The sequence below is a fragment of the Streptomyces sp. SN-593 genome, assembly GCF_016756395.1.
Taxonomy (GTDB): Bacteria; Actinomycetota; Actinomycetes; order Streptomycetales; family Streptomycetaceae; genus Actinacidiphila; species Actinacidiphila reveromycinica.
In genome coordinates this window covers 4,133,486-4,148,343 of sequence record NZ_AP018365.1, presented here as the reverse complement: position 1 = coordinate 4,148,343, position 14,858 = coordinate 4,133,486, and the positions used below count along the sequence as shown (strand labels likewise).

The 14,858-nt window shown below is 76.0% G+C and carries 10 protein-coding genes and 2 tRNA genes; 8 read left to right on the top strand and 4 right to left on the bottom strand.

Going from position 1 to position 14,858, the window contains the following annotated elements; translation table 11 throughout:
* Positions 1 to 295: 295 nt before the first annotated feature.
* Complete coding sequence (locus RVR_RS37670) at positions 296 to 1,165, bottom strand: SSI family serine proteinase inhibitor (RefSeq protein ID WP_237404803.1); 870 nt, start codon at positions 1,163 to 1,165, stop codon at positions 296 to 298.
* Between the two features lie 194 nt (positions 1,166 to 1,359).
* Between RVR_RS37670 and RVR_RS17375 the strand changes: the two genes are divergently transcribed.
* From RVR_RS17375 to RVR_RS17365, 3 genes are all read left to right on the top strand, one after another.
* A tRNA-Ser gene (locus tag RVR_RS17375) sits at positions 1,360 to 1,453 on the top strand.
* Positions 1,454 to 1,700: 247 nt separating this feature from the next.
* Positions 1,701 to 1,773: transfer RNA gene (locus RVR_RS17370), tRNA-Arg, on the top strand.
* 459 nt (positions 1,774 to 2,232) lie between these two features.
* The gene (locus RVR_RS17365; RefSeq protein ID WP_202238728.1) at positions 2,233 to 3,150 is read left to right on the top strand and encodes an NADP-dependent oxidoreductase; all 918 of its coding nucleotides are present in this window, start codon (positions 2,233 to 2,235) and stop codon (positions 3,148 to 3,150) included.
* Between the two features lie 187 nt (positions 3,151 to 3,337).
* On the opposite strand, the gene hemC is transcribed toward RVR_RS17365, so the two are convergent.
* From hemC to RVR_RS17350, 3 genes are all read right to left on the bottom strand, one after another.
* The gene (gene hemC / locus RVR_RS17360) at positions 3,338 to 4,300 is read right to left on the bottom strand and encodes a hydroxymethylbilane synthase (protein ID WP_202234728.1); all 963 of its coding nucleotides are present in this window, start codon (positions 4,298 to 4,300) and stop codon (positions 3,338 to 3,340) included.
* A 131-nt stretch (positions 4,301 to 4,431) separates the two neighbouring features.
* Positions 4,432 to 6,060, bottom strand: coding sequence for a hypothetical protein (locus tag RVR_RS17355; protein ID WP_202234727.1), 1,629 nt, complete (start codon positions 6,058 to 6,060; stop codon positions 4,432 to 4,434).
* A complete protein-coding gene (locus RVR_RS17350; RefSeq protein WP_202234726.1) occupies positions 6,057 to 6,965 on the bottom strand; it encodes a class I SAM-dependent methyltransferase in 909 nt (302 codons plus the stop codon). Before RVR_RS17350 ends, RVR_RS17355 begins: the two co-directional genes overlap by 4 nt.
* Positions 6,966 to 7,274: 309 nt before the next feature.
* Here RVR_RS17350 and RVR_RS17345 point away from each other — a divergent pair, with 309 nt between their 5' ends.
* The 5 genes from RVR_RS17345 (at position 7,275) to RVR_RS17325 (ending at position 14,850) form a co-directional block, all read left to right on the top strand.
* Positions 7,275 to 7,907: an AAA family ATPase gene (locus RVR_RS17345; protein WP_202234725.1), complete on the top strand. Its 633-nt coding sequence runs from the start codon at positions 7,275 to 7,277 to the stop codon at positions 7,905 to 7,907.
* Between the two features lie 350 nt (positions 7,908 to 8,257).
* Complete coding sequence (locus tag RVR_RS17340; protein WP_202234724.1) at positions 8,258 to 9,064, top strand: response regulator transcription factor; 807 nt, start codon at positions 8,258 to 8,260, stop codon at positions 9,062 to 9,064.
* Positions 9,065 to 9,363: 299 nt separating this feature from the next.
* Positions 9,364 to 10,938: a HAMP domain-containing sensor histidine kinase gene (locus tag RVR_RS17335; protein ID WP_202238727.1), complete on the top strand. Its 1,575-nt coding sequence runs from the start codon at positions 9,364 to 9,366 to the stop codon at positions 10,936 to 10,938.
* A gap of 55 nt (positions 10,939 to 10,993) precedes the next feature.
* Positions 10,994 to 12,490, top strand: a complete 1,497-nt coding sequence (locus RVR_RS17330; RefSeq protein WP_202234723.1) for a bifunctional glycosyltransferase family 2/GtrA family protein — start codon at positions 10,994 to 10,996, stop codon at positions 12,488 to 12,490.
* Positions 12,487 to 14,850, top strand: coding sequence for an ArnT family glycosyltransferase (locus RVR_RS17325; RefSeq protein ID WP_202234722.1), 2,364 nt, complete (start codon positions 12,487 to 12,489; stop codon positions 14,848 to 14,850). Before RVR_RS17330 ends, RVR_RS17325 begins: the two co-directional genes overlap by 4 nt.
* Positions 14,851 to 14,858 lie beyond the last annotated feature (8 nt).

Below are 14,858 nucleotides of genomic sequence, written 5' to 3'. Positions count from 1 at the left end.
CAGTACCCGGTGTGGAGCACAGTGTCGGGCGCGGCGTCCGGACGGGCTCACCTGAGCCGTACGGGCACCCTCGGCTGACGTCACGGGCGGCCCATCTTGCCGCCGCCCACCGGGCCATGTCACTAGACCGAGTGTACGGGTCGGGGTTGCTCCTGTGGGGTGGGACGGTCATGTGCCGTCACGGGGTGGGGGGTTGGAGGTTGTGCCGTGAAGGTGTGGTGTGCGTCACGAAAACGGGATCGCGGGGATTCGCTGGCGTTCCCGGCGCTTTGCCGGCCGACTCCGTACGTGCCGGTCAACTCCGTACGGGGGTGGCGCCGCGGCGCGACGCGTCGGCCACCGGGTTGGGCAGCGCCGGGACCATCCGGTTCCAGCGGGCGACCTCGCAGCCGTTGGTCCGGCGGTAGGTCTCCCGTACCGGCCGGCCCCGCCAGGTGCCGGTCACGCGGGCGGTCTGCGGGCCGCCGTAGATCATCGAGCACAGCTGGCCGGACGGGACGGCGGCGAGGGGGCCGCCGATGGAGTCCAGGTGGGAGCAGACGGGGGAGGGGTCGGGGCCGGAGGCGGGGGTGGGGGCCGCCGTGGGAGGAGCGGGCGCGGGGGCGGGGGTGTTCGGGGCCGGGACGGTTGCCGGCGCGGTTGCCGGCGTGGTTGCAGGGTCGGCGCCGGTGGTGTGGTCGGAGCCGATGGCGGGGGCCGGGCCGGTGGAGGGGGTTGCGTCGGCCGCCGGGCCGGAACCGGTCGCCGAACCGGTCGCGGAACCGGTCGCGGAACCGGTCGCTGGGCCCGTCGCGGGGCCGGTGGTGTGGTCGGAGCCGGTGGCCGGGGCCGTGCCCTGCTGCGCGGTCTGCGCCGGCGGGGTGCAGCTCAGCCGGTAGGTGCGGGTGTGGCCCGCACCGTCGTCGTACGCCACGGCCAGCCGGCCGGCGGGCTGGGGGGACGTCCAGATGGCGGGTGCCGAGTGGTGCTGCCCGCCCGCCGATTCGGCCCCGTGCGCGACGCCGGTCAGGGCGGTGGCCAGGGCCGCGGCGGCGGCCAGCGCGGCGGCGCCCGATCGGGCGGGGCGGGTGAGCCGGGCCGGCCGATCGGGCCGGAGCGGGGACGCGGGGCGGAGCGGGGACGCGGACCCGGCGGCGGGGGTGGGGGCGGGCGGCGAAGAGTGCATGCCCGGTTTCCTACCGCCGGGCCGCCCTTCCCCCCGGCCAACCACCCCATCGTGGGCGCGTCCGCGGACCCTCGGGGCGGCCAACCCCTTTGCCCTGCCCTTCCGCGGCCTTGTACCGTACTCTCGGATTGGTCGCAGCCCTCCCGGCTGTGCCATCATTTCCCCACGCGCCCGCTCACCCGGGAACGTGATCAGGAGGCGTCGCCTAGTCCGGTCTATGGCGCCGCACTGCTAATGCGGTTTGGGTCTTACCGCCCATCGAGGGTTCAAATCCCTCCGCCTCCGCCACCTCTCCGGAGCCCCGCCGTCCCCACGGCCGGGGCTCCGCCCCTTTTCCCGGGCCCCCGTCCCCCGGGACGTCCTCCTCCCCCGGGCACCCTTCCCCCGGCCCCGCCGGTCCGCCCCCACCGCACCCCTCACCGCCCCCGTTTCCCCAGCTCACTGCCCCTCCCCCCTATCGATTTCACCTCCCGCGCCCCCTCATGTAATGTTGTTCTCGCAACGCCGACCGGCCCACAAGGCCGGGAAGCCACCCGCACTCGTAGCTCAACGGATAGAGCATCTGACTACGGATCAGAAGGTTGCAGGTTCGAATCCTGCCGAGTGCACAGCGAGCCGAGGGCCCCGGAGTGATCCGGGGCCCTCGGTGCGTTCGGCGTGGTGCGGCCGGGGGTGCCGGTCGGCTCCCCCCCGGGGGGACCGGTCGGGGGGTGGGGCGTTCAGGGGACTGGCGGGGCGGCTTCGCCGGGGTGCCGTTCGTGGTCGTGTCCGGGTGTTCCCGGCAGGGCATCGGCACCCGCATCCGCGTCGGTAGGGCCGGCGCGGGGGCGGAAGAGATCGGCGCCGTGGGGCGTTGGAGGTGTGCGTTCGGGGAGCTCTTGCCTCGGCCGTGCGGCCGGCCCCCGGGCCTGACGTGGCATCAGGGTACGGGGCCGGTCGCTGACCGTGTCCGGACGGCCTCGCGGGTCCGCGCGGGAAGGCGCGCCGGCAGGGTGCGGTGGCGGGACCGGGCGCCTCGTCGGGAGGCGTCCGCGGCGGTTCACACGGGAGAACGGGGTGGTCACATGATGCGGGCGGTGCGGTTCCACGCGTACGGCGGGATCGACGTGCTGCGGGTGGAGGAGGTGCCGCGGCCGGTGCCGGGGCCCGCGCAGGTGCTCGTGGAGGTGCGGGCGGCCGGCATCCAGCCGGGGGAGGCGCACATCCGGTCGGGCGCCCTGCACGACCGCTGGCCGGCCGACTTCCCCTCCGGGCAGGGCAGCGACCTGGCGGGCGTGGTGGTGGAGGTCGGGTCGAGCGCCCGCGGCTTCCGGGTGGGCGACGCGGTCCTCGGCTTCACCCATCGACGGGCCAGCCACGCGCAGTTCGTGGTCGTGGACGACGTGAACGTGGTCGCCCTCCCCGACGGGCTGCCCTGGGAGGTGGCCGGGGCGCTCTACGTCGCCGGCACGACCGCGTACGCCACCGTCTTCGCGGTGGACCCGGGGCCGGGCGACACGGTCGTGGTCTCCGGCGCGGCCGGCGGCGTCGGGTCGCTGGCCGTGCAACTGGCACGGCGGCGCGGGGCCGCGGTGATCGGGCTGGCGAGCGAGCCGAACCACGCCTGGCTGCGGGAGCACGGCGTCCTCCCCGTCGCGTACGGGGACGGCGTGGCCGAACGGGTCCGGCAGGCCGCGGGCGGCGGGATCGACGCGTTCGTCGACACGATCGGCAACGGGTACGTGCGGCTGGCCGTGGAGTTGGGCGTGCGCCCCGAGCGCATCAACACCATCCGCGACTGGCAGGCCGCGACCGAGATCGGTGCGCGGACCTACGGCGAGGGCGCGGCCGCGTCCGCGGTCGTCCTCGGCGAACTCGCCCGGCTCGCCGCGCGCGGGGAGATGGAGGTGCCGATCGCCCGCACCTATCCCCTCGCCCGGGTCCAGGACGCCTTCCGCGAACTGGAGGAGGGCCACACCCACGGCAAGATCGTCCTCCTGCCCTGAGATGGTCCGACGGTCCGAACCGTGTCGCGCGGGCCGGTGCCGGCCCCCTTCGTGCCGGCCGGCGCCGGCCTCCTTCACGCGGGGCCGGTCCCGCGCCCTTCACGCGGGCCGGTCCCACCCCCTTCACGCGGGGCGGCTCCGCCCCCTTCGTGCGGGGCGGCGCCGACCGGTGCGGGCCGGAACGGGTTCAGTGCGGGATCGCCTCGATGATCTCGCGGGCGCCCCGCCCGAGGAGTGCCGCGGCCACGCGGGAGCCGAGAGCGGCGGGGGTGTCGGCCGTTCCCCCGGTGGCCTCGGCGTCCAGCACGGTGGAGCCGTCGGCGGAGAAGACCATGCCGCGCAGGGCGAGCCGGCCGTCGGCGGTCGTGGTGCAGTGGCCCGCGATCGGGCTGTTGCAGTGGCCGCGCAGGTCGTGGAGCATCGCGCGTTCGGCGGTGACCTCCGCCGTGGTCCGCGCGTGGTCGAGCCGGGCGACCAGGCCCGCGGTGTCGGCGTCGTCGGCGCGGCACTCCAGCGCGAGCGCACCGGCGCCGACGGCCGGCAGGATCTGCCCGACCGTGAAGACCTGGCACGCCCGGCCGGTCAGTTCCAGCCGGGCCAGCCCGGAGGAGGCCAGGACCATGGCGTCCGGGCGGGCGGTGTCGACCGGCTTCCGGCCGTCGAGCTTGTCGATGCGGCTGCCGACGGCACCGCGGACCCGGACGATCTCCAGGTCGGGGCGCAGCCGCTGGAGCTGGGCCCTGCGGCGCACGGCCGAGGTCGCCACGACGGCGCCGTGCGGCAGGTCGTCGAGGGTGCGCCGCGCCGAGTCCTCGGGGAACAGGAGGACGTCGCGGACGTCGTCGCGCGGCAGGTGGGCGGCGACGGCCAGGCCCTCGGGCAGCGGGGTGTCGCCGGGAACGTCCTTGACGCAGTGGACGGCCAGGTCGACCTCGCCGCGCTGGAGCATGACGTCGATCTGCTTGACGAACAGGCCCTTCCCGCCGAGCGCGGACAGGTCGCCGTGCCACCGGTCCGCTTCGGTGGTGACGGGCACCAACTCGACCTGGAGGCCGGGGCGTTCCTTGCGCAGCAGGTCCGCCACGAGGTGGGCCTGCGCGAGGGCCATCGGTGAGCTGCGGGTGCCGATCCGTACGGTCGGGGTCTTCATGGGCGGCCGTCCTCTCGTTACGGTTCCCACGGTAGAGGGTCGGCCGGCCCGCCCCGTGCACGGCCCGGGCCGGACACGTGCACGTTGCGAACTCGCCGCGTGGACGGCCTGCTTCCACGCGAAGGCGGGTCCTACGACCCGAGGGACCGGCCCCGCTGCGGGGGCACCCCCGGCGGGTCCGGCGGCGCGCTCCCGTCCGCCTCGTCCGCCTCGTCCGCCTCGCGCGGGGCGCCCCCTTCCGCGGCGCCGACCGGTCCGGGCCGCCCGGTCGAACCCGCCGAACCTGCCGAACCCGCCGGGCCGTTCGCCTCGACCGCGCCGGTCGCGCCACCGCCCTCCCCGACCGTGCCGAGCGCACCGTTCGCCTCGACCGCGCCGATCACCCCCGTGGCCCCGGCCGCGGCCATCCCCGCGGTCGACACGGTGGCGGCCGTACCGGAGACGGCCCCCTCGGCCGTGCCCGCCGCGCTTGCCGTAGCCGCCGTGCCCGCCGTGCCCGCCGCGCCTGCCGTGTCCCCGGCCGGCCCGGCCGTACCCGCCGCCGCCGGCACCCGCACCGGCACCGGTCCCACGAGCTCGGCCCCGGCCACCCCCGGCCCCCGCCGCTGGAGGGACCTGCGCAGCGCCCCCGGCAGCATCGCCGCCACCAGCCCCGACGCCGCCATCCCCAGCAGCCCCACCACGACGGCGATCTTCGTCCCCAGCGACACCTGCGGCAGGACGAACACCGCGATGTCCAGGCCGAAGGAGGCCGCGCTGACCACGGTGAGCGCGGCGGCGACCCGGTTGAGCCGCGCGTCCAGGGCCTCGGCCCGCTCGGAGGCCGCGGCCAGCAGCGAACTGCTCACGTAGCCGAGGAGCTTGTCGGCGCGCTCCTGCGTGTCGTCGAGGCCGATCGTCCGGCGCGCGGCCAGGTAGCTCGCGCGGTGCGCCTGGGAGGACTCCACGCGGTAGCTGTCGAGGTGGTGGAAGTCGGCCCACAGCCCGTCGAGGAACCGGCGGAAGGCGTGCACGTCGGTGCTCGCGGGGTGCGCGTGCGCCAGGTCGCCGAGCACCCAGCGGCCGGCGATGAGCGCGCCGGCGAGCAGCGACTGCTGCGCGACCGCGATGTCGGTCGGCTCGGTCATCGTCAGCAGGTCGGCGAACGGCGCGGTCGGGTCGCGGTCCCAGGCGTAGGTGTACGGCAGCAGGATGCGGCAGCCCGGGCCGGAGGAGACCCCGGGCACGCGGGAGTCCTGCTGCCAGGGCGGGTCCTGGCACACGAAGTGCGCGTTGTAGCGGGCGGAGCGGCGGTCGATCGGCGAGCGGGAGCCGGCCACGGCCAGGTCGGGGCGCAGCGCGATGCTCCGGACCAGGCCGCTGCCGACCGCGGCGGCCAGCACGGCGCTGAGGATCGGGCCGTCGCTCTCGCGGAGGACGCGGTTGACGCCCGCGTCCAGGGCGTCGAGGTCGAGCAGGCTCAGCAGCCGCAGGTCCTGCTCGTGGCGCAGCGCGTAGACCACCAGGACGGTGCCGGCGGTCAGGATGCGGGCGCGGCAGGCGACGACCTCCACGCCGGGCAGCGCGACGGCGGGGCGGACGATGTCGGTCAGGTCCAACTCGACGGTGGTGTCGGGGTTGTAGGCGAGGGAGTCCAGGCTGCCGAGCACCGGCCGGAGTTCGCCGTGGCCGGGCACCGTGAAGGGTGCGAGCGCGGTGGCCGGGGTGCGGTGGTGCAACGGGTAGGCGCGGCACTGGAGGTGCAGCACCCCGGTGCTCACGCGGCCGCTCCGCCCGGGCCGGCGGCGCCGAGCGTTCCCGGGGCTCCCGGGGTGCCGTGCGTGCCCGGGGCACCCTGCGTACCCGGATTGCCCCAGGACACGGCGACGTACTCCGGGATGAGGGCGGCCTCGGGGACCACCACCTCCTCCAGGTAGCGGCGTTGCAGGTCCTCGGGACCCTGGTCGTCCAGCGGGGCGCCCAGCAGCGCGGCCAGTTCGGCGTGCGTGTGGTGGCTCGCCTCCTCCGGGACGGACCGGCTGCGGAACCACGCGCGCTGCTCGGCCAGCACCACGCTGCCCGCCGCCGCCGCGGGCCAGTAGCTCACCGCGGTCACGGCGGTCGTGCCGAAGCGGGCACCCAGCGTCAGCACCGCGCGCGCGTCCTCCGGCGGCAGGTAGAAGACGACACCCTCGACGACGTAGGCCACCGGCCGTCCGGCCGCGACCGCCCGCACCTGCTCGACCACGGCGTCGCGGTCCGCGGCCACGGCCAGGTCGGCGCCGACGTGCCGCACGTCGCGCACCGGCACGGTCCCCTCGGCGGTCAGCTCCGCCGCCCGCAGCCGCTTCGCCTCGGCCATGTGCGGCAGGTCCACCTCGACGGCGACGGGGAAGTCCAGCAGCCAGGGGTACGACGAGAAGCCCGCGCCGCACACCACCAGCACCGTGGCCGGGTCGGCGCGCAGCGCCCGCGCGAGGGTGTCGGCGATGAACCGGCCGCGCAACGAGACCACCAGGTCGTCGTGCGGGTAGACGGCGTCGGCGAACTCCTGCCACAGCGCCTTGACGCCCGGCCGCTCCGCCTCCGGGATCCACGCGGTGGCCAGCCCGTCCTCGGCGAGGTCGGGACGCCGGGCCCTCGACTCGTTGACGAGATACGCCGTCAGTCCGACTCCACCGTGCATCCTGTGACCTGCCCCCGATCGTGACGTGCTCGACGCTGCGTCATCCTGCTTGCCCAGCAGCCGACTTCGCTCCTTCGTACCACCGCCGGGTGGGGCGGACGCAAGGGCGCGGCCGGCCGCCGGGTCCGCCGCGGCCGCTCCGCCCGGGCCGGCCTCGGTCCTCGGTCCGCCGGCCGCGCTCCTCGGTCCTCGGTCCGCCGGCCGCGCTCCTCGGTCCGCCGTCCGCCGGCCGCGGTCCGCGGTCCGCGGCGGAGAGCGGCGGGCCGCGTCCTGTGGTCCGCGGCGCCCCGCCCGTCCTACGCTCGCGGCATGCTGATCTGGATCAACGGCCCGTTCGGCGGGGGCAAGACGCAGACCGCGTACGAGTTGCTCCGGCGGGTGCCGGGGAGCGTGGTCTGCGACCCGGAGCACGTCGGCTTCGGGCTGCACCGGATGCTGCCGCCCGAGCTGCGTGGCGACTTCCAGGACCTGCCGGTGTGGCGCACCGCCGTCCACCAGGTGCTGGCGCGGACACTGGCCGAACGGCCCGGCCCGGTGATCGTGCCGATGACCGTGGTCGAGCCGGCGTACTTCCGCGAGACGGTCGGGCGGCTGCGGGCGGACGGCCACGAGGTGCACCACTTCGCGCTGCTCGCCGAGCGCGCCACCGTCATGCGCCGGCTGCGCGAGCGCGGCCTCGGGCGGGTGCTGCGGCGCGCGGCCGGCAAGGACGCGCCGCCGCGCCGGGAGACCTTCGCGGTACGCCGGCTGGACCTGTGCCTGGAGCGGTTGGCCGGCCCGGACTTCGCCGAGCAGGTGTGGACCGACCGGATCACCGTGCCCCAGGTCGCCGAGCGGCTGGCCGCTTCCGCGGGGCTGGACATCGCCCCCGACACGGACGGGGCGCTGCGGGGCCGGCTGCGCCGGGCGGGCGTCGGCCTGCGGCACGTCCGCTTCGACTGAGCGACCGGCTCCGAGCGGCCCCGGGGCGCCGGTGCGGGAGCCCCAGCAGCCTCCCGACCCCGCGGTTCGACGCGCCGGCCCGCCGCCCCCTGACCCGCCGCCGCCCGCCACCGTCACCCGGCCCGCCACCGTCCCCCGACCCGCCATCGTCCCCCGACCCGCCATCGTCCCCCGCCGTCACCCGATCCGCCGCCGCCCCGAGCCACCGTCGACCTCCCCCTGAGCCGCCCCCGACTCCCGCTCCCTTTTCATCCGGGCTTCATCCGTCCTCATCCAGCCCCCCGGATTCTCAGAGTTTTCACAGAAACGGATTAAGGCTCCTCTCATAGCCCGTGCACAGGGTGTCCCGTATGCCTTCCACCTCTTCGGCGACCACCCGGTCCACCCACGCCGCCTCCCCGACCCACACCGCCCACACCACTGCCGCCCCGGCCCCCGCCGGCGACCTCGCCCGCCCCGACGGCTCCCCGGTCCGCGTCCTCGTCGTGGACGACGAGGCCCCGCTCGCCGACCTGCTCTCCATGGCCCTGCGCTACGAGGGCTGGCAGGTGTGCACCGAGGGCGACGGAGCCGGCGCGCTGCGTTCGGCCCGCGAGAACCGCCCCGACGCGGTGGTGCTCGACGTGATGCTTCCCGACATGGACGGCCTGGAGGTGCTCGCCCGGCTGCGCCGCCAGACCCCCGACGTGCCGGTGCTCTTCCTCACCGCGAAGGACGCGGTCGAGGACCGGATCGCCGGGCTCACCGCCGGTGGCGACGACTACGTGACCAAGCCGTTCAGCCTGGAGGAGGTCGTCGCCCGCCTGCGCGGGCTGCTGCGCCGTTCCGGCGCCGCCGCCGTACGCAACGAGTCCGTGCTCGCCGTCGGCGACCTCGTCCTGAACGAGGACAGCCACGAGGTCAGCCGGGGCGGCGACAACATCCACCTCACCGCGACCGAGTTCGAGCTGCTGCGCTACCTCATGCGCAACCCGCGCCGGGTGCTGAGCAAGGCCCAGATCCTGGACCGGGTCTGGTCGTACGACTTCGGGGGCCAGGCCAACGTGGTCGAGCTGTACATCTCCTACCTGCGCCGCAAGATCGACGCCGGACGCTCGCCGATGATCCACACCCGGCGCGGCGCCGGCTACCTGATCAAGCCCGGCGAACCGGTGTGACCCGGCCCGCCCCGACCGCGGCGCACCCGCACGGCCCGGCCCCGCAGGCCGGACCGGGGCCCGGCGCGGCCGCCGCGGACCCCGGCCACGGCTCCGGCCACAGCCCCGGTTCCGGCTCCAGCCGGTACGACGGCGGCCACCGCGGCCACGCCACCCCCGGCCGCACCGCTGCCGGCCACGCCACCCCCGGTGGCGCCCCGCCCCCGCCGCCGCCCTCCTCCCCGCCCCCGCACACCTCGCCCCCGCGCACCCCGCACACCTCGCGCCGCGCCCGCCGCTGGGCGCCGCGCCGCTGGTCCCTGCGCCGCCGCCTGGTCGCCTCCTGCGTCGCCCTGGTCGCCGTCGTCTGCGCGGTGATCGGCGCGGTGACGATCTTCGCGCTGCACGACTTCCTCTACGGACAGCTCGACTCCAAGGTGCACGACACGGCGGTCCGCGCCGGAGGCCCGCGCCCCGACCAGTCCGGGCTCGGCCAGAACGTCCCCGGCGGCCGCAACGGGCTCGGCCCCACCGGCGGCGCCGCCGACATGCCGCACGGCCTGTCCTTCGTCTTCCTCTCCGGCGGCGGCCAGCCCGGCGAGACGGTCGCCGCGACCGTCAGCTCCGCCGGCACCGTCACCGAGGCCGCGGTCAGCGCCAACAGCCCCAGCACCGGCCAGCTCGTCGCCGACGACCTCACCGCCAAGCAGGCCGCGGTCTTCTCCGGCGTCCCCCGCGACGGCAAACCGCACAGCGTCACCATCCCCGGCCTCGGGGACTACCGGGTCGAGTCGGCCGCCTCCGTCCAGGACGGCGGCACCGTGCTGGTCGGCCTGAGCAGCGAGAGCACCGAGGACACTTTGTCCACCCTGCTGTGGGTCGAGGTCTCGGTCGCCGCCGCCGGACTGGTCGCCGCCGGGCTCGCGGGCGCCGCGCTGATGCGGATCGCCCTGGAACCGCTGCGCCGGGTCGCGGCCACCGCCACCCGGGTCGCCGAACTGCCCCTGCACCGCGGCGAGGTGGCCCCGCTGAGCCGGGTCCCGGAGTCCGACACCGACCCGCGCACCGAGTTCGGCCAGGTCGGCGCCGCGCTCAACCGGATGCTCGGGCACGTCGGTTCGGCGCTGCACGCCCGGCAGGAGAGCGAGACCCGGGTCCGGCGGTTCGTCGCCGACGCCAGCCACGAACTGCGCACCCCGCTCGCCTCCATCCGCGGCTACGCCGAGCTGACCCGCCGCGGCCAGGAGCCGGTCGGCCCCGACACCCGGCACGCGCTCGGCCGGATCGAGTCCGAGGCGGCCCGGATGACCACGCTGGTCGAGGACCTGCTGCTGCTCGCCCGCCTCGACGCGGGCCGCCCGGTCGACCGCACCGAGACCGACCTGTCCCCGCTGGTGGTGGACGCGGTCAGCGACGCCCGCGCGGCCGGCCGCGACCACGACTGGCGGCTGGAGCTGCCGGACGAGCCCGCCACCGTGTACGGCGACGAGCCGCGGTTGCGGCAGGTGCTCGCCAACCTCCTCGCCAACGCCCGCGCGCACACCCCGCCCGGCACGACCGTCACCGCCCGGGTCCGGCGCCGGCCGGCCGACGTGCCGCTGCGCCGGCCCGCGGACGTGGTGCTCCAGGTCGAGGACGACGGCCCCGGCATCCCCGAGAAGCTGCGCCGGCACGTCTTCGAGCGGTTCGCCCGCGGCGACGCCTCCCGCTCCCGCGCGGCGGGCAGCACCGGCCTGGGCCTGGCCATCGTGCACTCGGTGGTCGCGGCGCACGGCGGCACCGTCGACGTGGCCTCGGTGCCCGGCCGTACGGTCTTCACCGTCACGCTGCCGACCGCGCCCGCGGCCGGGGCCGTGCACGCCCTCCCGGTCCCACCGGCACCATCGGACTCATAGGTCTCCCTCAGCCTCAGCACATCGCCGTGACAGGCCGGTTGCCGAGGCTCATGGCATGCGAACCAACCTCGGCAACCTGCCCGCCCGTCGGCACCTGCCGGTCGCGGCCGCAGTACACCCCTCCGACGCCGCGACCCGCCCGACCCCCGGTACCCCAGGGCCCTCCGCGCCCGTCGCCCCCGTGCTCGACGTCGTCGTCCCCGTCTACAACGAGGAGGACGGCCTCGGGCCCGGCGTGCGCCGGCTGCACGCGCACCTCACCGACACCTTCCCGTACCCGTTCCGGATCACCGTCGCGGACAACGCCAGCACCGACCGGACCCCGGCGATCGCGGCGCGGCTCGCCGAGGAACTGCCCGGCGTCGTCTCGGTCCGGCTGGAGGAGAAGGGGCGGGGGCGGGCGCTGCGCACCGTGTGGACCGCCTCGGACGCGCCGGTGCTCGCGTACATGGACGTGGACCTGTCCACCGACCTCAACGCCCTGCTGCCGCTGGTCGCCCCGCTGATCTCCGGCCACTCCGACCTGGCGATCGGCTCGCGGCTCGCGCAGTCCTCGCGGGTGGTGCGCGGCGCCAAGCGGGAGTTCATCTCCCGCGCCTACAACCTGATCCTGCGCGGCTCGCTCGCCGCGCACTTCTCCGACGCGCAGTGCGGCTTCAAGGCGATCCGCTCCGACGTCGCGCAGCGGCTGCTGCCGATGGTCGAGGACAGCAGCTGGTTCTTCGACACGGAGATGCTGGTGCTCGCCGAACGCGCGGGCCTGCGCATCCACGAGGTGCCGGTCGACTGGGTCGACGACCCGAACAGCAGCGTGGACATCGTGCGGACCGCCACCGCCGACCTGCGCGGCGTGTGGCGGGTCGGCCGGGCACTGGCCACCGGGCGGCTCGCGCTCGACCGGCTGCGCCGGCCGTTCGGGGAGGACCCGCGCGACCGCGAACTGCCGGGCGTACCCGCCGGGCTGGCCCGCCAACTGGTCGGGTTCTGCGCGGTCGGCGTGCTGAGCACCGCCGTCTACCTGGTGCTGTACTTCCTCTTCCGCCACGGGCTGGACTCCCAACTCGCCAACGCGCTGGCCCTGCTGCTGTCCGCGCTCGGCAACACCGCCGCCAACCGGCGGCTCACCTTCGGGGTGCGCGGCTCGGCCCGGGCGGTCCGCCACCAGGCCCAGGGGCTCGTGGTGTTCGCCATCGGCCTCGCGCTGACCAGCGGCTCGCTGGCGGCGCTGCACACCGCGGCGCCGCACCCCGCCCACCGGACCGAACTCGCGGTCCTGGTCGCGGCGAACCTCGCCGCCACGGTGCTGCGCTTCCTGCTCTTCCGCGCCTGGCTCTTCCCCGACCGCGCCGATTCCGGGGCCGACTGCGGCGCCGACTGCGGCGCCGATTCCCGGGCCGGCTCCCGTGCGGAGGCCGGCGCCGGCCTCCGCGCAGGGTTCCGCGCCGACGACGCCGGGACCGTCCCCGCCCCCGACGGACCCGCCCTCGCGGCCTTCCAGGGCCGCGACGACCATGACGACCGCGACGACCACGATCTGAGGAGTGCCCGATGACCTCCCCGAGCGACGCACACGCGCTGGACGGCGTGACCGGCCCGCCCGGTCCCGCACCCGGCCCGGTCGCCGCCGACGGCGGCGCGACCCGCGCCGTCGAAGGACCGGCCGCCCAGACGTCCGCCGTCGCGGTATCGCGCGGCGACCGGCAGCCGGACACCGGGGGCCCCGCCACCGAGCCGCCGGCCGGCGGCGGGCGGAGCCTGCCGCACCGCGTCTGGCGCGGCCGCCCGGAGGACCCGACGTGGGTCCGCCCCGCGTTCCTCGGCCTGCTCGTGGCCACGCTGGTGCTCTACCTGTACGACCTGGGCGCCTCCGGGTACGCCAACTCCTTCTACTCCGCCGCCGTCCAGGCCGGCAGCCAGAGCTGGAAGGCGTTCTTCTTCGGGTCCTCCGACGCCGCGAACTCGATCACCGTCGACAAGCCGCCGGCCGCGCTGTGGCCGATGGCCCTGTCGGTGCGGCTGTTCGGCCTCGGCTCCTGGCAGATCCTCGTGCCCGAGGCGCTGATGGGCGTCGGCACCGTCGGCGTGCTGTACGCGGCCGTACGGCGCCGCTTCGGACCCGGCGCGGGTCTGACCGCGGGCGCGGTGCTCGCCGTGACCCCGGTCGCGGCGCTGATGTTCCGCTTCAACAACCCCGACGCGCTGCTCGCGCTGCTCATGGTCACCGCGGTCTACTGCGTGCTGCGCGCCGTCGAGGACGCCCGCACCAAGTGGCTGCTGATCGCCGGAGCGGTCTTCGGCCTCGCGTTCCTGACCAAGACCCTCCAGGCGTGGCTGATCCTGCCGCCGCTCGCCGTGGTCTACGCGGTCTGCGCGCCGACCCCGCTGCGCCGCCGGCTGCTCCAGATCCTGTACGCCGCCGTCGCGATGGTGGTCGCGGGCGGCTGGTGGGTCACGATCGTCGAGCTGTGGCCGAAGTCCTCGCGCCCGTACATCGGCGGCTCCCAGGACAACAGCTTCCTGTCGCTGACCTTCGGCTACAACGGCTTCGGCCGGATCACCGGCAACGAGACCGGCAGCGTCGGCGGCGGCGGGGGACCGGGCGGCAACAGCGGCGGCATGTGGGGCGCCACCGGCATCGGCCGGCTCTTCAACTCGGAGATGGGCGGGCAGATCGCCTGGCTGCTGCCGGCCGCCTTCGTGGCGCTGGTCGCGGGCCTGTGGATCACCCGCAGGGCCCGCCGCACCTCGGCGACCCGGGCGGCGTTTCTGCTCTGGGGCGGCGCGCTGCTGATGACGTTCGTGACGTTCAGCTACATGTCCGGCATCTTCCACCAGTACTACAACATCGCCCTCGCGCCCTACATCGCGGCGCTGGTCGGCATGGGCGCCTCCCTGCTGTGGCAGCGCCGCACCCACATCGCGGCCGCATCGGTCATGGCGCTCACCGTCGCCGGCACGGCCGTGTGGGCGTACACCCTGCTGCACCGCAGCCCCGACTGGCATCCGTGGCTGCGCGTCGCGATCGTCGTCGCCGGAGCGGTGGCCGCGCTGGCGCTGCTCGCGGGCGCGCTGCCGGGGATGGCGGCCGCTCGCGCCGGCGCCCGGCTGACCGTGGTGACCGCGGTGGTCGGCCTCGCCGCGGTCCTGGGCGGACCGGTGGCCTACACCCTCGACACCGTAAGCACCCCGCACGAGGGGTCCATCGTGACCGCCGGGCCCGCGGTGCAGGGCGGCGGCGGGTTCCCCGGCGGCGGTGGCGGCGGCCGGGGCGGCTTCCCGGGCGGTGGCCAGGGCCGGACCGGCGGCACCCCGCCGACCGGCACCTTCCCCGGCAACGGGAACGGCGGCGGCAACGGTACGGGGAACGGCACCGGCACCGGCGGATTCGGCGGCGGGTTCGGGCAGATGCCCGGACAGGGCCAGGCCCAGGGGCAGGGGCAGACGCCCGGACAGGGCGGACAGGGCGGACAGGGCCAGGCCCAGGGCGGGAACGGCTTCCCCGGCGGCGCCGGCGGCGAGGGCGGAGCGGGTGGCATGGGCGGCCTGCTCGACGGCGCCCAGGTCAGCTCCGCGATGAAGGCCCTGCTGCTGAAGGACGCCGGCGACTACACCTGGGTGGCGGCCGCGATCGGCTCGCAGAACCAGGCGAGCTACCAGTTGGCGACCCAGCAGCCGGTGATGTCGGTCGGCGGCTTCAACGGCAGCGACCCGTCACCGACGCTGGCGCAGTTCGAGAAGTACGTGTCCGAGGGCCGGATCCACTACTTCATCGGCGGCGGCGGGTTCGGCGGCGGTTCGATGGGCGGCAGCAGCACGCCCACCGAGATCAGCTCCTGGGTCACGTCGCACTTCACCGCGAAGACCGTGGGCGGCACCACCGTCTACGACCTCACGGCGCCGAAGTCGTCGTAACCCCCGTC

What these genes read in the sequence shown, in the direction of transcription:
- RVR_RS37670 (WP_237404803.1), bottom strand. Translation starts at nt 1,165, where the DNA reads ATGCACTCTTCGCCGCCCGCCCCCACCCCCGCCGCCGGGTCCGCGTCC.
- RVR_RS17365 (WP_202238728.1), top strand. Translation starts at nt 2,233, where the DNA reads ATGCGGGCGGTGCGGTTCCACGCGTACGGCGGGATCGACGTGCTGCGG.
- hemC (WP_202234728.1), bottom strand. Translation starts at nt 4,300, where the DNA reads ATGAAGACCCCGACCGTACGGATCGGCACCCGCAGCTCACCGATGGCC.
- RVR_RS17350 (WP_202234726.1), bottom strand. Translation starts at nt 6,965, where the DNA reads ATGCACGGTGGAGTCGGACTGACGGCGTATCTCGTCAACGAGTCGAGG.
- RVR_RS17345 (WP_202234725.1), top strand. Translation starts at nt 7,275, where the DNA reads ATGCTGATCTGGATCAACGGCCCGTTCGGCGGGGGCAAGACGCAGACC.
- RVR_RS17340 (WP_202234724.1), top strand. Translation starts at nt 8,258, where the DNA reads ATGCCTTCCACCTCTTCGGCGACCACCCGGTCCACCCACGCCGCCTCC.
- RVR_RS17330 (WP_202234723.1), top strand. Translation starts at nt 10,994, where the DNA reads ATGCGAACCAACCTCGGCAACCTGCCCGCCCGTCGGCACCTGCCGGTC.
- RVR_RS17325 (WP_202234722.1), top strand. Translation starts at nt 12,487, where the DNA reads ATGACCTCCCCGAGCGACGCACACGCGCTGGACGGCGTGACCGGCCCG.